This is a genomic window from Kitasatospora sp. NPDC096147 (assembly GCF_044763225.1).
In the GTDB taxonomy this organism is placed as follows: domain Bacteria; phylum Actinomycetota; class Actinomycetes; order Streptomycetales; family Streptomycetaceae; genus Kitasatospora.
This window is the reverse complement of record NZ_JBIWFX010000003.1, coordinates 419,270-441,428: the sequence shown is the minus strand read 5'-3', so window position 1 is coordinate 441,428 and position 22,159 is coordinate 419,270. Positions and strand designations below refer to the sequence as shown.

General features: G+C 73.3%; 20 protein-coding genes. 14 read left to right on the top strand and 6 right to left on the bottom strand.

The genetic code is table 11. From position 1 onward, the window contains the following. Positions 1-83 precede the first annotated feature (83 nt). Together ACIRBX_RS12655 and gcl are read left to right on the top strand one after the other, a co-directional pair. Positions 84-2,084: an FAD-dependent oxidoreductase gene (locus ACIRBX_RS12655; RefSeq protein WP_402295986.1), complete on the top strand. Its 2,001-nt coding sequence runs from the start codon at positions 84-86 to the stop codon at positions 2,082-2,084. Positions 2,085-2,277: 193 nt separating this feature from the next. Next, complete coding sequence (gcl, locus tag ACIRBX_RS12650) at positions 2,278-4,065, top strand: glyoxylate carboligase (protein WP_402295984.1); 1,788 nt, start codon at positions 2,278-2,280, stop codon at positions 4,063-4,065. Positions 4,066-4,143: 78 nt separating this feature from the next. On the opposite strand, the gene ACIRBX_RS12645 is transcribed toward gcl, so the two are convergent. Further along, positions 4,144-5,325: an alginate lyase family protein gene (locus tag ACIRBX_RS12645; RefSeq protein WP_402295983.1), complete on the bottom strand. Its 1,182-nt coding sequence runs from the start codon at positions 5,323-5,325 to the stop codon at positions 4,144-4,146. 26 nt (positions 5,326-5,351) lie between these two features. Beyond that, positions 5,352-6,746: a ricin-type beta-trefoil lectin domain protein gene (locus tag ACIRBX_RS12640; protein WP_402295982.1), complete on the bottom strand. Its 1,395-nt coding sequence runs from the start codon at positions 6,744-6,746 to the stop codon at positions 5,352-5,354. 250 nt (positions 6,747-6,996) lie between these two features. Here ACIRBX_RS12640 and ACIRBX_RS12635 point away from each other — a divergent pair, with 250 nt between their 5' ends. Both ACIRBX_RS12635 and ACIRBX_RS12630 read left to right on the top strand, forming a co-directional pair. After that, complete coding sequence (locus ACIRBX_RS12635; protein WP_402295980.1) at positions 6,997-8,853, top strand: ricin-type beta-trefoil lectin domain protein; 1,857 nt, start codon at positions 6,997-6,999, stop codon at positions 8,851-8,853. A gap of 102 nt (positions 8,854-8,955) precedes the next feature. Next, entirely contained in the window at positions 8,956-9,798 is an 843-nt protein-coding gene (locus ACIRBX_RS12630; RefSeq protein ID WP_402295978.1) for a serine protease, read from the top strand. A 57-nt stretch (positions 9,799-9,855) separates the two neighbouring features. Here ACIRBX_RS12630 and ACIRBX_RS12625 read toward each other — a convergent pair whose 3' ends face one another. After that, entirely contained in the window at positions 9,856-10,236 is a 381-nt protein-coding gene (locus ACIRBX_RS12625) for a hypothetical protein (protein WP_402295977.1), read from the bottom strand. A gap of 333 nt (positions 10,237-10,569) precedes the next feature. On the opposite strand from ACIRBX_RS12625, the gene ACIRBX_RS12620 reads away from it, so the two are divergent. The 5 genes from ACIRBX_RS12620 to ACIRBX_RS12600 all read left to right on the top strand — a co-directional run bounded on the left by ACIRBX_RS12620 (position 10,570) and on the right by ACIRBX_RS12600 (position 14,742). Continuing rightward, a complete protein-coding gene (locus ACIRBX_RS12620) occupies positions 10,570-10,971 on the top strand; it encodes a sortase-dependent protein (RefSeq protein ID WP_402295975.1) in 402 nt (133 codons plus the stop codon). 253 nt (positions 10,972-11,224) lie between these two features. Beyond that, complete coding sequence (locus ACIRBX_RS12615) at positions 11,225-11,683, top strand: class F sortase (RefSeq protein ID WP_402295974.1); 459 nt, start codon at positions 11,225-11,227, stop codon at positions 11,681-11,683. Between the two features lie 166 nt (positions 11,684-11,849). After that, entirely contained in the window at positions 11,850-12,746 is an 897-nt protein-coding gene (locus tag ACIRBX_RS12610; RefSeq protein WP_402295972.1) for a hypothetical protein, read from the top strand. Positions 12,747-12,856: 110 nt separating this feature from the next. Beyond that, positions 12,857-13,510, top strand: coding sequence for a response regulator (locus tag ACIRBX_RS12605; RefSeq protein WP_402296467.1), 654 nt, complete (start codon positions 12,857-12,859; stop codon positions 13,508-13,510). Further along, positions 13,507-14,742: an ATP-binding protein gene (locus tag ACIRBX_RS12600; protein WP_402295970.1), complete on the top strand. Its 1,236-nt coding sequence runs from the start codon at positions 13,507-13,509 to the stop codon at positions 14,740-14,742. Before ACIRBX_RS12605 ends, ACIRBX_RS12600 begins: the two co-directional genes overlap by 4 nt. Positions 14,743-14,794: 52 nt before the next feature. Here ACIRBX_RS12600 and ACIRBX_RS12595 read toward each other — a convergent pair whose 3' ends face one another. Continuing rightward, on the bottom strand, positions 14,795-14,953 hold the full coding sequence (locus ACIRBX_RS12595; RefSeq protein WP_402295968.1) for a hypothetical protein: 159 nt from the start codon (positions 14,951-14,953) through the stop codon (positions 14,795-14,797). A gap of 163 nt (positions 14,954-15,116) precedes the next feature. Here ACIRBX_RS12595 and ACIRBX_RS12590 point away from each other — a divergent pair, with 163 nt between their 5' ends. The 4 genes from ACIRBX_RS12590 (at position 15,117) to ACIRBX_RS12575 (ending at position 18,572) form a co-directional block, all read left to right on the top strand. Beyond that, entirely contained in the window at positions 15,117-15,734 is a 618-nt protein-coding gene (locus ACIRBX_RS12590) for a TetR/AcrR family transcriptional regulator (protein WP_402295966.1), read from the top strand. Then, positions 15,727-17,361: an acyl-CoA dehydrogenase family protein gene (locus tag ACIRBX_RS12585; protein ID WP_402295964.1), complete on the top strand. Its 1,635-nt coding sequence runs from the start codon at positions 15,727-15,729 to the stop codon at positions 17,359-17,361. Before ACIRBX_RS12590 ends, ACIRBX_RS12585 begins: the two co-directional genes overlap by 8 nt. After that, positions 17,358-18,269 carry an amidohydrolase family protein gene (locus tag ACIRBX_RS12580; protein WP_402295962.1) on the top strand — a complete coding sequence of 304 codons (912 nt, stop codon included), beginning with the start codon at positions 17,358-17,360 and terminating at the stop codon, positions 18,267-18,269. Before ACIRBX_RS12585 ends, ACIRBX_RS12580 begins: the two co-directional genes overlap by 4 nt. 132 nt (positions 18,270-18,401) lie before the next feature. Further along, entirely contained in the window at positions 18,402-18,572 is a 171-nt protein-coding gene (locus ACIRBX_RS12575; RefSeq protein ID WP_402295961.1) for a hypothetical protein, read from the top strand. Positions 18,573-18,852: 280 nt separating this feature from the next. On the opposite strand, the gene ACIRBX_RS12570 is transcribed toward ACIRBX_RS12575, so the two are convergent. Both ACIRBX_RS12570 and ACIRBX_RS12565 read right to left on the bottom strand, forming a co-directional pair. Then, positions 18,853-19,653 (bottom strand): inositol monophosphatase family protein, encoded by an 801-nt coding sequence (locus tag ACIRBX_RS12570; protein WP_402295959.1) that lies wholly within the window; start codon positions 19,651-19,653, stop codon positions 18,853-18,855. 129 nt (positions 19,654-19,782) lie between these two features. Continuing rightward, entirely contained in the window at positions 19,783-20,265 is a 483-nt protein-coding gene (locus ACIRBX_RS12565; RefSeq protein ID WP_402295956.1) for a DUF2269 family protein, read from the bottom strand. 237 nt (positions 20,266-20,502) lie between these two features. Between ACIRBX_RS12565 and ACIRBX_RS12560 the strand changes: the two genes are divergently transcribed. Next, positions 20,503-22,143, top strand: a complete 1,641-nt coding sequence (locus ACIRBX_RS12560; RefSeq protein ID WP_402295954.1) for a choice-of-anchor A family protein — start codon at positions 20,503-20,505, stop codon at positions 22,141-22,143. The last annotated feature ends 16 nt before the right edge of the window (positions 22,144-22,159 follow it).

The window sequence follows — 22,159 nt, the reverse complement described above, 5'->3', positions numbered from 1 at the left end:
GCGTGCTCCGCCGTCGAGTGACGTGCGCCATGCTCCATGTGCAACTAGTTGCATAGCCGGTGCCCCGCCCCTACCGTGCTGGCATGACCTCGTACCCGCACCTGCTGCGCCCGCTGGACCTGGGCTTCACCACCCTCCCGAACCGGGTGATCATGGGCTCCATGCACGTCGGCCTGGAGGAGGCCGAGCACGGCTTCGAGCGGATGGCCGAGTTCTACGCCACCCGGGCCCGGGCCGGTGTCGGCCTGATCGTCACCGGCGGCATCGCGCCGAATGAGGCCGGCCGGCCGTGGGACGGCGGCTCCAAGCTGACCACCGAGGAGGAGGCCGCCGAGCACCGGGTGGTCACCTCGGCGGTGCATGCGGCGGGCGGCCGGATCGCCCTCCAGCTGCTGCACTTCGGCCGCTACGCCTACCACCCCGGCCTGGTCGCGCCGAGCGCCGTGCAGGCTCCGATCAGCCCCTTCCCGCCCCGGGCGCTGACCGACGCGGAGGTCGAGCAGACCATCGAGGACTTCGCGGCCTCGGCGGCCCTGGCGCAGTCGGCCGGGTACGACGGCGTGGAGATCATGGGCTCCGAGGGCTACCTGATCAACGAGTTCATCGCCGCCCACACCAACCACCGCGAGGACCGCTGGGGCGGCTCGTACGAGAACCGGATGCGCTTCCCGGTGGAGATCGTCCGGCGGGTGCGCGAGCGGGTCGGGCCCGACTTCATCCTGATCTACCGGCTCTCCATGCTGGACCTGGTGCCCGGCGGCTCCACGCTGCCCGAGGTGGTCGAGCTGGCCAAGGCGGTCGAGGCGGCCGGGGCCACCATCATCAACACCGGCATCGGCTGGCACGAGGCCCGCATCCCGACCATCGCCACCTCGGTGCCGCGCGGCGCCTGGGCCTGGGTGACCAAGCGGCTGATGGGCGAGGTCGCCGTCCCGCTGGTCACCAGCAACCGGATCAACACCCCCGAGCTGGCCGAGCAGCTGCTCGCCGACGGGCACGCCGACCTGGTCTCGCTGGCCCGCCCGCTGCTGGCCGACCCGGAGTTCGTGTCCAAGGCCGCCGCCGGGGCGCCGGAGGCGATCAACACCTGCATCGGCTGCAACCAGGCCTGCCTGGACCACACCTTCAGCGGCCGGATCACCTCCTGTCTGGTCAACCCGCGCGCCTGCCACGAGACCGAGCTGGTGCTCGGGCCGACCCAGCGGCGCAAGCGGATCGGCGTGGTCGGGGCCGGTCCGGCCGGGCTCGGCTTCGCGGTGGCCGCCGCCGAGCGCGGGCACGCCGTCACCCTGTACGACGCCGACGACCGGATCGGCGGCCAGCTCAACGTGGCCCGCCAGGTGCCGGGCAAGCAGGAGTTCGACGAGACCCTGCGGTACTACCGGTACCAGCTGGCGGAGCGTCAGGTGGAGCTGCGGCTCGGTGCGTCGGTGTCGGCGGAGCAGCTGCTCGCGGCCGGCTACGACGAGGTGGTGCTGGCCACCGGCGTCACCCCGCGCATCCCCGACATCCCCGGTGTGGACCACCCGAGCGTGCTCGGCTACCTGGACGTGCTGCGCGGCGGTGCCGAGGTCGGCCCGCGGGTGGCGATCATCGGCGCGGGCGGCATCGGCTTCGACGTGGCCGAGTACCTGACCGACTCCGGGGCCGACTTCTACGCGAGCTGGGGCATCGACACCGAGCAGCGCGAGCGCGGCGGGCTGCGCGCCCCGGAGCGCGAGGTGCCGGCCCGTCAGGTGCACCTGATCCAGCGCAAGGAGGGCAAGGTCGGCGCCGGTCTGGGCAAGACCACCGGCTGGATCCACCGGGCCGAGATCGCCAAGCGCGGCGTGGTCACGGTCTCCGGCGCCGACTACCGGAAGATCGACGACGAGGGCCTGCACCTGGTGGTGGACGGCGAGGAGCGGCTGCTCGCGGTGGACACCGTGGTGCTCTGCGCCGGCCAGGAGCCGCGCCGCGAGCTGCACGAGGCGCTGCTGGCCGGCGGAGCCTCCGTGCACCTGATCGGCGGCGCCGACGTGGCCGCCGAGCTGGACGCCAAGCGCGCCATCGACCAGGGCACCAGGCTGGCCGCCGCCCTGTAGCGGCACCTCGACCGCGCGAACGCCGAAGGCCCCCGGGACGCCCCGGGGGCCTTTCGCATGCCCGCGCGCGCTCCGCCCCTCGGACCCGCCCTTGACGTTTTGTTGAAGCCGCCCTAGCTTGTCTTTCGTATCCCAGAACAATGCTTCCGCATCGTGGAAGTTGCTGGAGCCCGACGGACGCAGGAGTGACCCGATGCCTCGAATGACAGCCGCCGCAGCCGCAGTTGAGATCCTCAAGCTCGAGGGCGTCGACGTCGCGTTCGGCGTGCCGGGCGCCGCGATCAACCCCTTCTACAAGGCGCTCAAGCTGGTCGGTGGCATCAGCCACACGCTGGCCCGGCACGTCGAGGGCGCCTCGCACATGGCCGAGGGCTACACCCGGGCCAAGGCCGGGAACATCGGCGTCTGCATCGGCACCTCCGGCCCGGCCGGCACCGACATGATCACCGGGCTGTACTCGGCGATCGCCGACTCCATCCCGATCCTGTGCATCACCGGCCAGGCGCCGGTCTCCAAGCTGCACAAGGAGGACTTCCAGGCGGTCGACATCGCCTCGATCGCCAAGCCGGTCACCAAGGCGGCCACCACCGTCCTGGAGGCGGCCCAGGTGCCCGGCGTCTTCCAGCAGGCCTTCCACCTGATGCGCTCCGGCCGTCCGGGCCCGGTGCTGATCGACCTGCCGATCGACGTCCAGCTGACCGAGATCGAGTTCGACCCGGAGACCTACCAGCCGCTGCCGGTCTACAAGCCGGCCGCCTCGCGGGCCCAGGCGGAGAAGGCGCTCTCCTTCCTGCTGGCCGCCGAGCGCCCGCTGATCGTGGCCGGTGGTGGCGTGATCAACGCCGACGCCACCGAACTGCTGGTGGAGTTCGCCGAGTTGACCGGTGTCCCGGTCATCTCCACGCTGATGGGCTGGGGCACCATCCCGGACGACCACCCGCTGGCGGCCGGCATGGTCGGCGTCCAGACCTCGCACCGCTACGGCAACGCGACCTTCCTGGAGTCGGACTCCGTGCTCGGCATCGGCAACCGCTGGGCCAACCGCCACACCGGCTACAACCTGGACGCCTACCGGGGTGACCGGACGTTCGTCCACGTGGACATCGAGCCGACCCAGATCGGCAAGATCTTCCCGCCGGACTACGGCGTGGTCTCCGACGCCAAGGCCGCGCTGGAGCTGTTCGTCGAGATCGCCAAGGAGCTGAAGGCGGAGGGCAAGCTGCCCGACTTCTCCGCCTGGGCCGCCTCCGCGCAGGAGCGCAAGGCCACCCTCCAGCGGCGCACCCACTTCGACAACGTGCCGATCAAGCCGCAGCGCGTCTACGAGGAGATGAACAAGGCCTTCGGCCCGGAGACCCGCTACGTCACCACCATCGGCCTCTCGCAGATCGCCGCCGCCCAGTTCCTGCACGTCTACAACAAGCGGAACTGGATCAACTGCGGCCAGGCCGGCCCGCTCGGCTGGACCATCCCGGCCGCGATCGGCGCCGCCACCGCCGACCCGGAGACCCCGATCGTCGCGCTCTCGGGCGACTACGACTTCCAGTTCATGATCGAGGAGCTGGCGGTCGCCGCCCAGCACAAGGTCCCCTACGTCCACGTCCTGGTGAACAACGCCTACCTCGGCCTGATCCGCCAGGCCCAGGCCGGTCTGGACATCAACTTCCAGGTCAACCTGGAGTTCGAGAACATCAACACCCCCGAGCTCGGGGTCTACGGCGTCGACCACGTCAAGGTCGCCGAGGGCCTGGGCGTCAAGGCGATCCGGGTCACCGACCCGAACGAGCTGGGCGCCGCCTTCGAGGAGGCCAAGAAGCTGGCCGCCGAGTACCGCGTCCCGGTCGTGGTCGAGGCCATCCTGGAGCGCGTCACCAACATCTCGATGAGCAAGACCGTCGACATGTCCGACGTCACCGAGTTCGAGGAGCTGGCCACCGAGCCCGGCCACGCCCCGACCGCGATCAAGGCCCTCCAGGTCTGATCCGACGTCAGCCCACACCGCTGCCCGGCACCGCCCACTACGGCGCCGGGCATCGGTGCGTCTCGGGCCGGGGCGGTCTCAGGCCGGGTTGCCGGCGTGGGTCAGGGTCTCCCAGGCGGTGAAGAGGTTGTTGGTGCCGGCCGGGCGCTGGCGTTCGGTGAGGAGCTGGGTGTTGGTCATGCCGTAGCCGAGGCGGTCGTGCAGGGCGTTGTAGCCGACCTCGGTGACCGGGCCGAGGGACTGCTCCAGGGTGCCGCCGCAGAGCCAGGACGGGACGGGGGTGCCCAGCTGGTACTTGGCCTGGAGGCCGAGGGCGTGGCGCAGGCGGTCGGCGACCTCGGGGTAGAGGTCCTGGCCCTGGATGCGGGAGGTCTCGGCGACGTGGGAGATGGCGGAGAGGCCGTAGCCGGTGTGGGTGAGGTCGCGGCAGGTCTCCTGGGTGAGGCCGTCGACGAAGGTGGACTGGCCCTGCCAGTAGCCGACGATCTCGTCCCGGGTGTCCAGGCCGCTGCCGGGGACGGTGCGGGGGAGTGGGCCGTCGGTGGTCAGGTAGACGTAGGCGGGCACCCGGTTGCGGAAGAGCGCGACGGCCCTGTCGTAGGCGGCGCGGTCGTTGAGGAAGACCGCGATGCCGATCGAGGCCTCGACCATGCTGAGCTCCCAGTTCCCGTTGGAGCGGGACCCGTTGGCGACCTCCGGGAGGTAGACGGTGCGCAGCATGGTGGCGAAGCGGGTGACCTTGTCGGAGGCCCACGCGCCGTAGGTGTAGCGGATGATCTCGGCCGCCCGGGGCCAGACGGAGGCGGACCAGGCGGCCTGGAGCGGGGCGTTGCTGTTGGTGTGGTCGGTGATGGTGCCCGACCAGGCGTCCATGATCTGGATGGCCTTCTCGGCGTAGCGGGCGTCCCGGGTGACGTACCACTCCAGGGCGAGGGTGTACGCCGCGATGGCGTCCTCCCGCTCGTCGGTGCAGCCGATGTTGGGGTTGGAGTAGGAGCCGCACTCGACCACCGCGCGCGGCTTGGGGGTGCGGGTGAGCGAGGCGTACTTGGAGGCGTGCATCTGGTCGTAGGCCGCCTTCCAGGGCTGGGCCCCGGCCTGCACCTTGGTGCGGACGAAGTCCAACTGCCCGGCGGAGAGCAGGACTCCGGGGTGGGTGAAGGCGGCGGGTGCGGCGTGCGCGGTGCCGGCGGTGGTGAGCGGGAGCAGGCCGAGGGCGGTGGCGAGCACGGCCGCCCCGGCGAGGGCGCGACGGAGCATGACGGGTCCTCTCGGGGGACGGGGTGTCAGGAGGGCAGCTGCCACTGCTGGTTGGCGGCGCCGAAGCAGTCCCAGAGCTGCAGCCGGGTGCCGTTGGCGGAGCTGGGCCCGGTGGCGTCCAGGCAGCGGCCGGAGGCCGGGTTGACCAGGGTGGAGCCGGTGCCGGCCTGCCACTTCTGGGCGCCGGTGCCGTTGCAGTCCCAGAGCTGGAGCTTGGTGCCGTTGGCGGTGCCGGCGCCGGTGGCGTCCAGGCACTTGCCGAGGGCCTGGAGCGAGCCGTCGGCGGCCACCGTCCAGTTCTGCGCCGTGGTGCCGTTGCAGTCGTAGAGCTGGATCGCGGTTCCGTTCGCGCTGGCCGCCGCCGCGACGTCCACGCACTTGCCGCCGTAGCCGGTGATCCGGCCACTCGGGCGCGGTGAACTCCCGCCGCCCGTCACGCCGTTGAAGGTCCGGGCGAACTGGTAGGCGCTCTGCGGGGTGCCGCTGCAGGAGTCCGAGAGGGTGCCGTTCACGGCGCACGCCTTGTCCCGGCCGAGGGCCCAGAAGGCCAGCAGCTGGATGCCCCTGGCCCGGGCGAAGTCGGTCAGGGTCTGGGCGTTGGCGGTGGTGAAGACCTCGGCCTGGGTGTCGTTGACCCCGATCATCGGGGTGTTGCCCTCCATCGCCCAGAGCTGCTGGGAGGTCTTGCCGGTCCAGATCGCGCCGAGCTGGCCGTGCAGCGCGGTGGCGGCGTCGGTGGCGGCCTTGCCCATGTCCATCGCCGGGCCGTAGTCCATGGTCATGATGTTGACCACGCCGACGTTCAGGCCCCGGCTCTTGGCGTTGTTCAGCAGGCTGAGCGCATTGCCTTCCAGGCCGGTCGGGTTGACCGGGAGGGTGTAGTGCACGGCGAGGCTCCGCCCGGCCGCCGCGTACTCCTGCTGGAGCTGGGCGAGCGCCTGGTTGCGCCGGTCGTTGGCGGCGGTGTCGTTGAGTGCGCCGCCCTCGATGTCGAGGTCGATCTTCGTCAGGTTGAGGGTGTCGACCACCCGCTTGTACTGGGCCTTGAGCGAGCTCACCGAGGTGCAGGCCTGGCCGAGCTCGGTGCCGGCCGCGCCGCCGAAGGAGGCGATCACGTCACCGCCGGCCGCCCGCAGCGAGTTCACCGCCGAGGTCCAACCGGCGTCTCCGACGGGGGTGTTGCCGTTGAAGGTGGCGTTGCAGCTGCCGTCGCTGATCACGAAGGCCAGGGTGAAGTACTTGAGCCCGGTGGCGTTGCGGGCGTCGGCCAGCGCGTTCGGCGACTTCCAGGTCTCCACGTAGGGGGCGGCGTACTGGGCGGGGAAGCCGGGGCCGGGGTTGGCGGCGGCGTGCGCGGTGCCGGGCAGGGCACCGAGGGCGGTGGCGAGCACCGCGCCGGTGACGAGGGCGCGACGAAGCATGGGGGACTCCAGGGACGTGTGGGGGGAGCGCTCTCCGGAGCGAGTGACTGGGAGTCAACTGGAGTCGTCGGCGACCCGTCAAGTGGTCTGGAAGGAAAGGCAACAGATCGGAAAGCGAAGAATCCGCCTGACCTGCGTGGTCCAGTCCATTCATGAGTTGACGATGTTTCCGGGCAGGACTCGGGCCTTGACGCCTTGGCGCGTACAGGAGTTGAATCGGCGGCCATCCCCCACCCCCGAGGAGTCCCCCATGCTCCGAACCAGTCGCACCGCCGCGGCCCTGCTCGCCGGCGCGCTCGCGGCCGGCGGTCTGCTGGCCGCCGCCCCGACCGCCTCGGCGGCCGGTGAGAGCGTCTCGGTCTGGCTCACCACCACCGACGACGCGGGCGGCCGGCACGTCACCCGAGGGCTCCAGCCGCAGGCCGCCACGGCCTTCGCGGCCGGCTCCGGCGGCGGGCAGCAGATCACCGTGGACGAATCCGTCCGGTACCAGCAGTTCACCGGCGGCGGTGCGTCGTTCACCGACACGGCGGCCTGGCTGCTGAACGGCAGCGGGGTCTCCGCCGCCACCCGGGACGCGACGATGCGCAAGCTGTTCTCGCCCACCGAGGGCATCGGCCTGTCGATGATCCGCAATCCGATGGGCGCCTCCGACCTGGCCCGCTACGGCTATACCTACGACGACCGCCCGGCCGGGCAGACCGATCCGAACCTGGCGAACTTCTCGATCGCCCACGACCTCGCCGACGTGCTGCCGCTGACCAGGCAGGCCAAGCAGCTCAACCCCGCGCTCACCACCATGGCCAGCCCGTGGACCGCGCCCGCCTGGATGAAGGACAGCGGCTCGCTGGACGGCGGCTGGCTGAAGGCCGAGTACTACGGCGCCTACGCCCAGTACTTCGTGAAGTACGTCCAGGCGTTCCGCGACCAGGGCGTGCCGGTGGACTACCTGACGGTGCAGAACGAGCCGACCTGCTGCGGCGGTTACCCCTCGATGAGCTGGAACGGCTCCGGCCTCGCGTACTTCACCAAGAACAACCTGCTGCCCGCGCTGGCCGGGGCCGGCCTGAGCAGCAAGGTGCTGGCGCTGGACTGGAACTGGGACCAGTACGCCGGCTACGGCGCCCCGGTGGTGGACGATCCGGCGATCCGCAACCACCCCAACTTCGGCGGTATCGCCTGGCACGGCTACGGCGGCGACGTGGCCACCCAGACGACGGTGCACAACCAGTACCCGGGCGTTGACGCCTTCGGCACCGAGCACTCCGGCGGCACCTGGATCGCCGACCAGCAGCGCGAGGACATGCGCAACATCATCGACTACACCCGCAACTGGGGTAAGTCGGTGGTCAAGTGGAGCCTGGCGGTGGACCAGAACGGCGGCCCGCACTTCGGCGGCTGCGGCACCTGCACCGGGCTGATCACGGTGCAGAACGGCGGCGCCCGGGCCGGGCAGGTGGACTACACGGTGGAGTACTACACCATGGGCCACCTGACCAAGTTCGTGAAGCCGGGCGCGTACCGGATCGCCTCCACCGCCAACTCGGCGGTGCCGAATGTGGCTTGGCGCAACCCCGACGGCTCGAAGGCGCTGATCGCGTACAACGACAGCGGCACCGCGCAGACCGTCCGGGTCAACTGGGGCGGCCAGAGCTTCGCCTACCAGCTCCCGGCGAAGACCTCGGCCACCTTCACCTGGACGGGGACGCCCGGCGGCGGGACCGGCGGGCGGACCGGGCAGGTCACCGGACTGGCCGGCAAGTGCCTGGACGTGGCGGCCGCCGGGACGGCCAACGGGACGGCCGTGCAGCTCTACGACTGCAACGCCACCGAGGCGCAGCGCTGGACGGTGGGCACCGACGGCACGGTCCGGGCGCTCGGCAAGTGCCTGGACGTGAACGGGGCTTCGAGCGCGGACGGCACCAAGGTGCAGCTCTGGGACTGCAACGGCTCGGACGCCCAGCGCTGGACCCCGACCGCCGACGGCACCCTGCGGGCGCTCGGCAAGTGCCTGGACGTGACCGGGAACGCCTCGGTCAACGGCACGCCCACCCAGCTCTGGACCTGCTTCGCCGGAGCCAACCAGCGCTGGGTGCTGCCCGCCTGAGGAGTGGGGGTGGGACGAACTGGCGCGAGCGGCACGGCTCTTGACAATGCGGCATGTGCACGCCAGGTTTGTCCCACCCCCACACACCGAGAGGCAGTTCTCATGAAGAAGCCGCTCATCGGCGCGTCCTGCGCGCTCCTGCTGGCCTCCGCCACCGCGCTGGCCGGTGCGATACCCGCCTCGGCCGCCCAGGCCCCCTCGCCGAAGCTCGCGGCGGTGGACTTCGCCGGCACCGTGGCGCTCAGCAACTGCTCGGGCTCGCTGGTCCGGCTGCCCAACTCGCAGGCGGGCGACCCGGCCCTGATCCTCTCCAACGGCCACTGTCTGGACACCGGCATGCCGAGCGCGGGCCAGGTGCTGGTGAACCGCGCCTCCAGCCGCACCTTCTCGCTGCTCAACTCGGCCGGCACCAAGGTCGCCACGCTGCGCGCCAACAAGATGGTCTACGGCACCATGACCGACACCGACGTGTCGATCTACCAGCTGAACACCACCTACGCCGCGATCAAGAGCTCGTACAACATCAGCCCGCTCACCGTCTCCGCGAGCCACCCGACCGCCGGCACCGCGATCAAGGTGGTGTCCGGCTACTGGAAGCGGATCTACTCCTGCAACGCGGACGGCTTCGTCTACCGCCTGAAGGAGGGGAGCTGGACCTTCAAGGACTCGCTCCGCTACACCTCCAGCTGCAACACCATCGGCGGCACCTCCGGCTCCCCGGTGGTGGACGCCACCACCGGCCAGGTGGTCGCGGTGAACAACACCGGCAACGAGAGCGGTGAGCGCTGCACCGTGAACAACCCCTGCGAGGTCGACCAGGCCGGCAACGTGACGGTCCGCAAGGGCATCAACTACGCCCAGCAGACCTACCAGATCCCCGCCTGCTTCGGGCCGGGCAACGTGCTCAACCTGTCGCTCGCGGGCTGTGTACTGCCCAAGCCCTGAGGGCATGCGGAAGTCTGACGGCGCGACCCCGCTGCCCGGGGCCGCGCCGTCAGGCGTTCACGAGCCGGACCGACCGGCGCCCCGGCGCACCCGCAGGGCCCAGAGCACCAGCGGGAGTTGGCCGGGCACCCGGGCCAGCGCCGCGCCGCGCAGGGCGGCCGGACGGTGCCGCCAGTCGTAGGCCATCTTGACGTTCGCCGGGAGCACGGCGACGAACAGGCCGGCCGCCGCCAGCGCCCCCGCCCGCCGGGTCCGGGGCACGGCCACCGCCGCGCCGACGGCCAGCTCGGCCACCCCGCTGAGCTGGGTCCAGAGCCGGGGCCCGCCCGGCAGCGAGCGCGGCACGATCGCGTCGAACTGACGCGGGATCACGAAGTGGGCGACCCCCGCCCCGAGCAGCAGGCCGCTCAGCAGCTTCGCGGAACGCGTGGACGACACGTGGCCTCCCGGGCCGAGCGCCGGGCGCAGGGGCGCCGCGGCTGGTGTTACCGGAGGGTAGCCGTCGGCCCGGCGGAGCGGAAGGCGGCACGGCCCATCGGTCCATCGGCTCACCGGTCCATCGGCTCACCGGCACGCTGGCCCATCGGCCCATCGGCCCATCGGCCCATCGGCCCGGCGGAGCCGAAGACAGCACGGCCCGGGGACTGTTACAGAGCCTCGCGGTGGCTGTTACACGACCGGCCGACCACCGTGAAGTGGCGTTCCTAACGTCTGCCGTACCAACTCCCGGCCACCGGGCCGGGGGTGGTGAGCAATCGGGAGGAACCCCTCATGGCAGGTACCACGACCGTCCGTCGCGCGCTGCGCCTCGCCCTGGTCTCGGCAGGCGTCGCCGGTACGGTGGCGCTCTCGGGCGCGGTCGCCCACGCCGACGGCAGCTCGCCGGCGCCGGCCGCCCCGTCGGCCTCGGTCTCCCCGACCGCCCCGGCCGCCGCGACCGAGAAGCCCGCCGTCACCCCGGCCCCGGTCAAGCCGAGCGCCAGCCCGAGCAAGCCGACCGAGCGGGACGGCAGCGCCCCGCAGGTCAAGGTGGTCCCCAAGGGCGGTGCGCAGACCGGTGAGGGCGAGGCCCAGAGCTCCACCACCCTGGTGGTCGGCTCCGGCCTGGCCGCCCTCGGAGCGGCCGGCCTCGGCTTCGCCGTCCTGCGCCGCCGTGCCGGGGCCCGGGGCTAGTCGCCGCCACCGCCGACGGCGCCCGCGCTGGGCGCCGGCCGCGGTGGCGGGCGTCCTCGCGCTGGGCTCCGGCGGCGTGCTGCTCGGCAGTTGCTCCGCCGAACGGCCGCCGGTACGGATCGCGGCTGCGGGCCAGGCGGGCCAGGCGGGCCAGGGCGGGTCGGCAGAGGCCGGGCAGGCGGGCGGGAGCACCGCGCCGTCCGGGACCCCGGCGACGCCCCCCGCACCCTCGACGGGGCGTCAGGACGGCACGGTGTCCGGGTCGGTGGCCCCGCCCGTCCGGCTACGCATCCCGGCCATCGGCGTGGACGCACCCGTCTCGGCCAGTGGTCTGAATCCGGACGGGTCGGTGGAGGTGCCGCCGATGGACCGCCCCGAGCGGGTCGGCTGGTACCGCAACGGCCCGGCCCCGGGCCAGACCGGCCCGGCCGTGCTGCTCGGCCACCTGGACACCCGGAAGGGCCCGGCGGTCTTCCACCGGCTGCCGCAGCTCACCCCGGGCGCCCGGATCGAGCTGCGGCGGGAGGACGGCTCCACGGTCGTCTTCCGGGTGCGCGAGCTGAAGCAGTACCCGAAGGACGCTTTCCCGACCGACCTGGTCTACGGCGACACCGACACCGCGCAGCTCAGGCTGATCACCTGCGGCGGCGCGCTCGGCGGCGACGGGCACTACAAGGACAACATCATCGTGCTCGCCGACCTCCAGCCCTGACCCCCAGCCCCGACCTGCGGGCAACCCCGAGCGGCACCCCGGCCGGACGACCCCCTGAGGGCCGTCCGGCCGGGCCGTCCGGGGTCGCCCGCAGGTCGGGCAGACTGGACCACCGATCACCACCCCACCAGGCACTGACCGAACGTCACCGGAAGGCCCCCGCACCGTGAGCCGATGGCCCCGCCGTACCGCCCCGGGCTGGGGCGCGCTCCTGATCGTGCTGCTGGCCGCGCTCACCGGCTGCGGCGGCGCCGGGCAACTGCACGACGCCGGCCCGGCCCGGCCGGTCGCGGTGCCGCCCAAGGCGGAGCCGCTCTGGGCGGCGGTCGAGGCCTCCGCCGCGCCCACGCCGGAGGCCTCGAGTTCGCGCACGCCGCTCGCCCCGGTGCCGGGGATCACGGTGACCGACCAGGACATCAGGTCCGTCCAGGCGCCGGCCGTGCTGGCCAAGGACACCGCGCTGCGGCCGGAGGAGGCCAAGATGCTGACGGGCTGTCAGGACTGCGCGGTCCGCCCGGCCGAGTACCGGGACCTGGACGGGGACGGCCGCCCGGAGTTGATCACCGCCCTGACGGCCCGGGTCGGCTCCTCCTACCTGCACGTGTACGCGCTCCGCGACGGGCGGCTCTACCCGGTGCTGGCCCAGCAGGTGGAGCGCGGATTCACCGCCGAGACGGTCGGCTCCCGGCTCAAGGTGACCGAGCCGAACGGCGGCAAGGACGGCACCGAGACCACCTACACCTGGGACGCCGACCGCCTGGTGGTCGAGAACCGGAAGATCACCGGGCCCGGGGCCGACGACGTCCGCTGCGAGCCGACCGCCGGACCGTCCGTCAAGCCGCAGTACAGCAAGCCCGCGAGCCCGGTCGAGCCGAAGGTCTCGACCGCGCCCACCCCGGTCCCCGAACGGCCCCAGCCCAAGCCGGCCGCCCCGAGCGCGGTGCCGTCCGAGGCCGTCCGGCCCGCGCCGTCGGCGTCCGCCAAGTCCGCGTCCGCCCGCTCCGAGCCGGGACGCTCCGAGCCCGCGCGGTCCGGCGCCGCACCGTCCGAGCCGGCCGCGTGAGCGGCCCCCTACCCCGCTCCGGGAGCACCCCCGTGCCAGAGACCGCCCCCGCCGCCGCCCCGCGCATCCTGCTGGTCGAGGACGACGAGGTGATCCGCGAGGCCACCCGGATGGCGCTGGAGCGCTACGGCTTCCCGGTGGACACCGCCGTCGACGGGCTGGACGGGCTGGAGCGCTTCCGGGCCCGGCGCCCCGACATCCTGCTGCTGGACGTGATGCTCCCGCTGCTCGACGGGGTCGGCCTGTGCCGCCGGATCCGCGAGGAGAGCCAGCTGCCGATCCTGATGATGTCCGCCCGCACCGAGCCGATCGACGTCATCTCCGGCCTGGAGGCGGGCGCCGACGACTACATCACCAAGCCCTTCGAGAGCGCCGTGCTGGTGGCCCGGATCCGGACCGTGCTGCGCCGCACCAGGGCGGTCGCCGAGCCCGCCGCGACCGGGCCCGCCGCCGTGGAGCCTGAGCCGTCGCGCGCGGTCCGGGTGATCGACGGGCTGGAGCTGGACACCGAGGCGATGGAGGTCAGGGTGGCGGGCCGTCAGGTGCCGCTCACCCCGACCGAGTTGCGGCTGCTGCTGGAGTTCACCGCCGCCCCCGGAGTGGTGCTGGAGCGGCAGACCCTGCTGGAGCGGGTCTGGGACTACTCCTGGGACGCCGACAGCCGGGTGGTCGACGTGCACGTCCAGCGGCTGCGCGCCAAGATCGGCGCCGGCCGGATCGAGACCATCCGGGGCTTCGGCTACAAGCTGCGGCGGTCCGGGTGAACCTGCGCCGCCAGATCGCCGCGACCGTCGCACTGGTCTCCGTGCTGGTCGCCATCACGGTCGGGCTGCTGGTGCACCGCGCCTCCGTCGCGCAGCACGTCGGACAGGCCCGGAAGGCGGCCGAGAACGCGCTGGACTCGGTGCTCGACGGCTACGCCCGGGACGGCGGGCTCGGCTCGGCCTGGGGAGCGACCGAGGACGACCCCGCACTCCCCGAGGAGCTCCGCCGGCTGGCCGAACGCGGGCGGCACGGCTCGGCGTTGGGGACCGGACCGACCGGCACCGTGATGTGGGCGGCCGCCCCGGTGGGCGGCGGGGCCGGTCCGGTGAAGGTGCTCTCGGTCCGGATCGACTACACCGACGACGAGAAGGCGATCGCCCAGCTCGACCGCTCCATCCAGGTCTCGGCGGCGCTCTCGGTGGCCGTCACGGTGCTCGCCGGGGTGTTCGTCGCGGACCGGATCAGCGGACGGCTGCGCACCGCGGCCCGGACCGCCCGGACCATCGCCACCGGTGACCTGACCGCCCGGATCGGCCCGCTCGGCGGGCCCCGGGACGAGGTGGCCGAGCTCGCCTCGGCGGTGGACTCGATGGCGGGCGTGCTCAGCAGCAAGCTGGCCAACGAGCAGCGCTTCACCGCCGACGTGGCCCACGAACTGCGGACCCCGCTGACCGGGCTGCTGACGGCGGCCGAGCTGCTGCCGGACGGTCGGCCGACCGAGCTGGTGCAGGACCGGGTGCGGGTGCTGCGGAGTCTGACGGAGGATCTGCTGGAGGTCTCCCGGCTGGACGCGGGGGCCGACCGGCCGGAGCTGACCACCGTCCGGCTCGGCCCGGTGGCGGCCCGGGTGGTGGCTGCTGCCCCCGCCCCGACCGAGCTGCTGGTCACGACGGACGGGCTGGTCACCACGGACGTGCGACGGCTGGACCGGGTGCTCACCAACCTGGTCGCCAACGCCCACCGCCACGGCCGGGCCCCGGTCTCGGTCCGGCTCGACGGCCCGGTCCTGACGGTCCGTGACCACGGCCCCGGCTACCCCGAGGACATCCTCACCGAGGGCCCGCAGCGCTTCCGCACCGCCGCCCGCGAACGCGGCGGCGGCCACGGTCTCGGCCTCACCATCGCCCAGGGCCACGCCGAGGCCCTCGGCATCACCCTGACCCTGGCCAACCACCCCCGGGGCGGGGCCGTGGCGGAGCTGCGGCTGCCGTCGGCGGAGGGCGGGGGCTGAGGGGGCACCCGCGGCGGGGCGGGACGGGGTCCCTGCGGGTGTCGGCGGGGTGTCAGCGGGTCAGGCCGGCCGGGGCGGTGGCGGGAGCCACGTCGTCGCAGGTCCGCCGGTCGACGGTGCACTCGGCGGCCTGAGCGCTCGGCGCCATCAGCGGAACGGTCGTGGCGACGGCACCGGCAGCGGCCGTGAGGACACGGCGTACGGCGGTCATGGTGATCTCCCTGCTGGTCGGGCTCCTCCGAGCTGGAAGGAGGGCGAACGGTCATCCTGCACGCGGAGCCCGGGCCGCAGGGCGCGCCATCCGGCCGGTGTGCTCGCGGGCCGTCCGGCAGGAGCCCTTCTCGAAGAACTGAATCGGTGCTTCAATCCTTGCCATGGCCTACCGACGCACCCCCGCCGTCCAAGCCCGCCTCGACGCCCAGCGGGTGACGGTGCTGGCAGCGGCCGTTGAGCTGCTGGGCGAGCGCGGGTACGCGGGCTGCTCGATGGCGGCGGTGGCGGAGCGGGCCGGGATCGCGACCGGGTCGATGTACCGGCACTTCGCCGGGAAGGCCGAGCTGGCGGTCGAGCTGTTCCGCACGGTGGTGACCGGTGAGGTGGCCGCCGTGGAGACGGCGGTGGCCAAGGCGGCTGCCGACGGGGCCGGGCCGCACCGGCTGGTGGCCGCCGTGGTGGAGACCTTCGCCGCCCGGGCGCTGGCCGCGCCCCGGCTGGCGTACGCGCTGCTGGCCGAGCCGGCCGACCAGGTGGTGGACGCCGAGCGGCTGGTGTTCCGCCGGGCGTTCCGCGATCTGATGGCCGCTCAGATAGCCCCGGCCGTCGCCGACGGCCGACTGCCGGACCAGGACGCCGAGCTGACCGCCGCCGCGCTGGTCGGAGCGGTCGGCGAGGCACTGGTCGGCCCGCTCGCCGCGGGCCTGGGGCGGGACGACGTGATCCCCGCCCTCACCTCCTTCACCCGACGCGCCCTTGGGGGGCAGCACGATGCCTGACACGCACGAGGTCACCAACCAGGCCCCTGACCTGTACGGCCACGACGTGGCCGCCGATCCGACCCTGCTGGCCGCCCTGCACCGGGCCGGGGCCGGCTGGGCCGAGCAGGAGCTGCACGCGCTCGGCCGGCTGGCCGGCACCGAACGGGCCGCCGAGTGGGGCCGGTTGGCCAACGAGCACGAGCCGGTGCTGCGCACCCACGACCGCTTCGGCCACCGGATCGACGAGGTGGAGTTCCACCCGGCCTGGCACGAGCTGATGACCGTCGCGGTGGAGCACGGCCTGCACGCCGCCCCCTGGCGGGACGACCGCCCCGGTGCGCACACCGCCCGGGCCGCGAAGTTCTACGTCTGGAGCCAGGTCGAGGCCGGGCACACCTGCCCGATCTCGATGACCTACGCCTCGGTCCCCGCCCTGCGCGCCACCCCGTCCCTGGCCGAGGCCTACGAACCCCTGCTCGCCGCCCGCTCCTACGACTTCGGGCTGCGCGAGCCGCACGGCAAGCGCGGCCTGATCGCCGGCATGTCGATGACCGAGAAGCAGGGCGGCTCGGACGTCCGCAGCAACACCACCACCGCCGTGCCGCAGGCCGACGGCACCTACCGGATCACCGGCCACAAGTGGTTCACCTCGGCCCCGATGTCCGACCTCTTCCTGACCCTGGCCCAGGCGCCGGGCGGGCTGAGCTGCTTCGTGCTGCCCCGGGTGCTGCCGGACGGCGAGCGGAACCGGCTGCGGATCCAGCGGCTCAAGGACAAGCTGGGCAACCGCTCCAACGCCTCCGCCGAGCTGGAGTACGACGGTGCGGTCGGCTGGCTGGTCGGCGAGGAGGGCCGGGGCGTGCCGACCATCATCGAGATGGTCAACATGACCCGGCTGGACTGCACGCTGGGCGCCGCCTCCGGCATCCGGCTCGGCACCGTCCGGGCGCTGCACCACACCACCCACCGCCGGGCCTTCGGCGCCGCGCTGGTCGACCAGCCGCTGATGCGCAACGTGCTGGCCGACCTGGTGGTGGAGTCCGAGGCCGCCACCGCCGTGGCGCTGCGGCTGGCCGAGGCCACCGACCGGGCCCTGGCCGGTGACCAACAGGAGTCGCTGGTCCGGCGGTTGGGGTTGGCGGCGGCGAAGTACTGGGTCTGCAAGCGCGGCCCGATGCACGCGGCCGAGGCGCTGGAGTGCTTCGGCGGCAACGGCTACGCGGAGGAGTCCGGCATGCCCCGGCTCTACCGGGAGGCCCCGCTGGTATCGATCTGGGAGGGCTCGGGGAATGTCGCCGCGCTGGACGCGCTGCGGGCGATGGCCCGCCGCCCGGAGACGGTGGAGGCGCTGCTCGGTGAGCTGGACGCGGCGGCCGGGGCGGACCGGCGGCTGGACGCGGCGGTGGCCGGGCTGCGCAAGCAGCTCGGTGAGAGCGCCGAACTCGAGTACCGCACCCGGCGGTTGGTGGAGTCGATCGCGCTGGCCTTCCAGGGCTCGCTGCTGGTCCGCTACGGCGATCCGGCGGTGGCCGACGCGTTCTGCGCCTCCCGGCTGGGCGGCGAGCACGGTGGCGCCTTCGGCACCCTGCCGACCGGGGTGGACACCGCCGCCGTGCTGGCCCGGGCCGAGGCCCGGCCGGCGTGAGCGAGGCGGCGGAAGTCCGGTCGTTCTGGCAGGAGTTGGGCCTGCCGGGGCTGGTGGACGTGCACACGCACTTCATGCCGGAGCGAGCGCTGGCCAAGGTGTGGGCGTACTTCGACCAGGTCGGGCCGCTGACCGGGCGGCCCTGGCCGATCACCTACCGCGAGGCGGAGGAGCAACGGGTGCTCCGGCTGCGGGAGTTCGGGGTGCGGGCGTTCACCTCGATGCTCTACCCGCACAAGCCGGGGATGGCCGCCTGGCTGAACTCCTGGTCGGCCGACTTCGCCGCCCGCACCCCGGACTGCCTGCACACCGCCACCTGCTACCCCGAGCCGGAGGCCGCCGGTTACGTGGCGAAGGCGCTGGCCGACGGGGCCCGGGTCTTCAAGTGCCACGTGCAGGTGGGTGACTACGACCCGACCGACCCGCTGCTGGACGCCGTCTGGGGTCAACTGGCCGAGGCCGGCGTACCGGTGGTGACGCACTGCGGCTCCGGCCCCTCGCCCGGCAAGCACACCGGCCCCGGTCCGATCGCCGCCGTGCTGGCCCGCCACCCCGCCCTGCGGCTGGTGGTCGCCCACCTGGGCCTGCCGGAGTACCGGGAGTTCCTGGAGCTGGCCGAGCGCCACCGCGAGGTCCGCCTGGACACCACCATGGCGTTCACCGCGTTCAGCGAGGAACTCGCGCCGTTCCCCAGGGACCTGCTGCCCCGGCTGGCGGCCCTGGGGGACCGGGTGCTGCTCGGCAGCGACTACCCCAACATCCCCTACCCGTACCTCGCCCAGCTCCGTGCCCTCGCGGACCTCGGGCTGGGCGAGGACTGGCTCCGGGCGGTCTGCCACGACAACGGCGCCCGGCTGTTCGGCCTGCCGGCCGCCGACACCCCCGGCCGGCGGGGTGCGGAGCGCTGACGGGACTTCAGGCGGGGTGGCGCGCCCGGGGTGCCGCCCCGCCGGGTGGATGACGGGCCAGGAGCGGAGCATCCGCACCGCCCCGCGCGACGGGTGCCACCTGACGGCGAGGCGGGGGCCCCACTCCAGCGAGTGCCGGCCGAGGTGGAGGCGATCGACGCGGCCCGGGTCGGCGAAGGCGTCGGGGGCGAGGCGCAGGTGGGTGCTCCCGTCGACCGGGACGGTCAGCAGGTCCCAGCCGTCGCGACGCCCGGCGCCGTCCTCGCTGTCGTGCCGGTACCGGTCGCCGTTCCGGACGTCTGAGTGCTCGGCGACCAGAGGGCCGTGACCGGCCGTCAGCATCTCCGGCCGGCCCCGGTGAACCGGGCGAGCGGCGCGGACGAGCCCCGGCCGCCGTCGAAGGCGGACTCCGAGCCCCCGGTCGGGCGGACGGTGGCGCCATCCCCCTGGGGGCGGGACCCCCTCGCGACGACTGCCACCTGCTCCGCGGAGCGTGGGTGCAGGAGGTTGCCTGCCCCGGTTCGGAGCGGCCGAAGCGGACGGACGGGTGGCGCCGGGCCCGCGCCCCCGGCGCCACCCCCTCCTAGTCGTGCGCGAGCTGGCCGGTCAGGGCGAGCGCGTCCAGCAGGCCGGGGTGCAGCCGGGGGTGGGCCGCCAGCAGGGTGTCCGCCGCCGGGGTCCACCGCCTGCCCTCGGCGTCGGTCACCAGCGCACCTGCCTCACGGGCGATCAGTGCACCGGGCAGCAGCGTGACCGGGTCGGCGCCGTACTCCCAGAAGCCGTTCAGCTGGCCCGAACCGACCTGAGCCAGCTGGAGCGCGGCCGGGCCGAGGTTGCGCACCGCCAGCACCCGGGCCGCGACGGCGGCCAGCGAATCCCCGGCCCGGCGCAGCTCCGCCGGGCCGGCCGTCGGCGGTTGGCCGGTGCCGATCACACAGGTGTCCGGGTCCCGTTCGGGCGGGGCGATCGGGCGGCCGTTCAACCGGGCGCCGCCGCCGAGTTCGGCGGTGTAGGTGGCGCGCTGGAGCGGGGCGTGCACCACCGCGAGCACCGGCTCGCCGTCCCTGAGCAGGGTGGCGGTCACGGCCCAGTGCGGCAGCGCGTTCAGGTACTGCGCGGCCCCGTCGACGGTGTCGCAGCACCACCACTCGCCCGTCCCCGGCACCCCGGCCGCGTACTCCCCGTCCAGCCAGCCGGCTCTGGGGCGGAGCACACCGAGGCGCTCCCGCAGCAGCGCGGTGGCGGGCTCCGCCACCCAGGCCAGGGCGTCCAGTGCCTCGGCCATCGTCCTTCCCGGCCAGGGCCGGGCCGACTGGCGCTCCGTCAGGAACTCACCGACCGCCTGCACCGAAGCGGCCACCTCGGGTATCGAACACTCCTTCATGCCTTGCGCTCCCTCCGGTCACGGATACTGCCCAGAGAGGTACCGTGATCGAGCGGAACGCGAACACGCAGATGTGGAACCCGCTGCTGAACGGTCAGAACCGAACGCGCGCTGCGCGCGGCACGGAGGTCAGGCGCCGGTGGTGGAGCCCGGGCGGACGACCATCAGGACCGTGACGACGGCCCAGAGCAGGTTGAAGACGCCGGCCGTCATCGGGAGCAGGCGCAGGCCCTTCACCGCGCGGTCCCGCTCGGCCGGGTCCTCCGGCTTGTCGAGGGCGTCGACGGTGGCCTGCTGGCCCGGCACCACGAAGAGCAGCATCAGTGCCGCCGCCAGCCCGGTGAGGACCATCGAGGTGATCAGCCAGACGTCCCCCATCACGCCCATCACCTGGGCCGTGAAGATCCCGAGCAGCGGCACCGCCAGCCCGAGCATCGCGTACACCTGGGTGATCCGGTGCAGCAGCCGCACCGACGCCTCGGCCTGCACCCGGTCGTCGCCGCCCGCCAGCGCGGCCTTCGCCCGGCGGGGGAACATGCTCACCGTCACCGCCACCGGTCCGATGAACAGCACTGCGGCCAGGACGTGCAGGCTCAGCAGCAGCTTGGCCATGGTGACGGGTCCTCCGGAAACGGCGTACGGGCGGGAAGCACCTGCACGCTAACACCCGGGTGGCGCAGTCCTGCCGGGAGGGGTGGCAGGCTGAGTGGATGCCCGTTTTGATCACTTTATGACCAAATTTTCCGAGTTCCGGCGTGGCACCTCCTGCCGCCCGGACGGCCGGACGTTCAATGGCTCGGTCATGCCGCCGGCCGGTGGCCCGAGCGACCCGAGGGGAACCGCGTGCGAGTGACCGAACGTCAGGAGCGGAGCGTCCGCAGGCCGATGGCGCGCAGGCTCGGCCTGGCCGCTGCGGCGGCCCTGGTGCCGGTGGCGATGGTGAGCGTCTTCGTCTCCGCCGCGCCGCTCGCACCGCCGCTCGGTCCGTGCAGCGGGCCCAACTGCCCCTCGGTCTGGCCGCCGCCGAACAACGGCAACGTGGTCGGCCGGGACGACACCATCAACGTCTTCGTCGGCGGCGACTACGCCGTGCGCGGCCGGGCGGCCGAGGCCGAGGGCAAGGTCGTCACGCTCGGGGACCTCTCGGTGAACAAGGACGGCGGCGGTCTGTTCAACATGGCGGTGGCCGGCGTCGGCTCGCGGGTGGTGCCCTCCGACGGGACCGACTTCGTGACCGTCGGCGGGAACGTCACGGTGGCTCCCAACAACACCGTCGAGGTCGGTGGCACCACCGACACCTTCGGTGCCCTCGCCTACGGCGACCTCCGTTACGGCGGCACCCTGACCGGCACGGTCAACGTGGTGCCGGACGGCCAGGCGGTCCAGGACGACGCGGCCGGCGACCAGTACGCCGGCATCCCGGACCAGCTGAACCAGCTCTCCAGCTGTGCGGCCGAGCAGGTCGCCACCGGCACGGTGACCGTCGACGGCAACCAGATCACCTTCACCGGCGACGGGACGAGTGCCCGTCAGATCTTCAACGTGACGGGCAACCTGGGCTCACTCACCAGCGCGGTCGACTTCATCATCACCGGCATCCCGGCCGGGGCCACGGTGATCATCAACATGCTGAGCACCGACCCGGTGATCAACACGAACACCGGCACGGGCCTCGCGGGCGACCCGTTCACCGAGCTGCGTCCGAACCTGTTGTGGAACTTCCCGAACGCCACCACCGCGACCATCAAGGGCGGCGCGCAGTTCCAGGGCTCACTGATGAGTGCGAACAAGGGGGGCACCACGACGCTGGAGGTCCCGGGCTACAACGGGCGGGTCTACGTCGCGGGCAACCTGGTGCAGCAGGGCGGCAGCGGTAGCGAGATCCACAACTACCCGTTCGACGGCGACATGCCGGAGTGCACGACGCCGACTCCCACGCCGACGCCGACGCCGACACCGACGCCGACTCCCACGCCGACGCCGACACCGACGCCGACGCCGACTCCCACGCCGACGCCGACGCCGACCCCGACGCCGACTCCCACGCCGACGCCGACGCCGACGCCGACGCCGACACCTACGCCGACGCCGACGCCGACCCCGACGCCGACGCCGACGCCGACTCCCACGCCGACGCCGACGCCGACGCCGACTCCCACGCCGACCCCGACGCCGACTCCCACCCCGACGCCGACCCCCACACCCACACCGACCCCGACCCCGAGCCCCTCCGAGAGCTCGGCGACCCCGACGCCGACCCCGAGCCCTTCCGGATCGACGCCGGCGCCGACCACCCCCGGCCCGACGGACTCCGGGGGCGTGCCGACCGGTCCGGTCGGCCCGACCGGTGGCGGTGGGAACGGTGGTGGCGAACTCCCGGGCACCGGTGACGACTTCGCCTTCCCGGCGGCACTGGGTGCCGGGGCCCTGCTGGGCAGCGGCGGGTTGACGTACTGGCTGTCCCGTCGTCGCCGCGGACGCCACGGCTGATCCCGTCACGCATGAC

Coding starts and splice junctions, on each gene's coding strand:
- ACIRBX_RS12605 (WP_402296467.1), top strand. CDS start 12,857: ATGGCGCTGGAGCGCTACGGCTTCCCGGTGGACACCGCCGTCGACGGG.
- gcl (WP_402295984.1), top strand. CDS start 2,278: ATGCCTCGAATGACAGCCGCCGCAGCCGCAGTTGAGATCCTCAAGCTC.
- ACIRBX_RS12640 (WP_402295982.1), bottom strand. CDS start 6,746: ATGCTTCGTCGCGCCCTCGTCACCGGCGCGGTGCTCGCCACCGCCCTC.
- ACIRBX_RS12620 (WP_402295975.1), top strand. CDS start 10,570: ATGGCAGGTACCACGACCGTCCGTCGCGCGCTGCGCCTCGCCCTGGTC.
- ACIRBX_RS12570 (WP_402295959.1), bottom strand. CDS start 19,653: ATGAAGGAGTGTTCGATACCCGAGGTGGCCGCTTCGGTGCAGGCGGTC.
- ACIRBX_RS12655 (WP_402295986.1), top strand. CDS start 84: ATGACCTCGTACCCGCACCTGCTGCGCCCGCTGGACCTGGGCTTCACC.
- ACIRBX_RS12645 (WP_402295983.1), bottom strand. CDS start 5,325: ATGCTCCGTCGCGCCCTCGCCGGGGCGGCCGTGCTCGCCACCGCCCTC.
- ACIRBX_RS12635 (WP_402295980.1), top strand. CDS start 6,997: ATGCTCCGAACCAGTCGCACCGCCGCGGCCCTGCTCGCCGGCGCGCTC.
- ACIRBX_RS12590 (WP_402295966.1), top strand. CDS start 15,117: ATGGCCTACCGACGCACCCCCGCCGTCCAAGCCCGCCTCGACGCCCAG.
- ACIRBX_RS12630 (WP_402295978.1), top strand. CDS start 8,956: ATGAAGAAGCCGCTCATCGGCGCGTCCTGCGCGCTCCTGCTGGCCTCC.
- ACIRBX_RS12595 (WP_402295968.1), bottom strand. CDS start 14,953: ATGACCGCCGTACGCCGTGTCCTCACGGCCGCTGCCGGTGCCGTCGCC.
- ACIRBX_RS12565 (WP_402295956.1), bottom strand. CDS start 20,265: ATGGCCAAGCTGCTGCTGAGCCTGCACGTCCTGGCCGCAGTGCTGTTC.
- ACIRBX_RS12585 (WP_402295964.1), top strand. CDS start 15,727: ATGCCTGACACGCACGAGGTCACCAACCAGGCCCCTGACCTGTACGGC.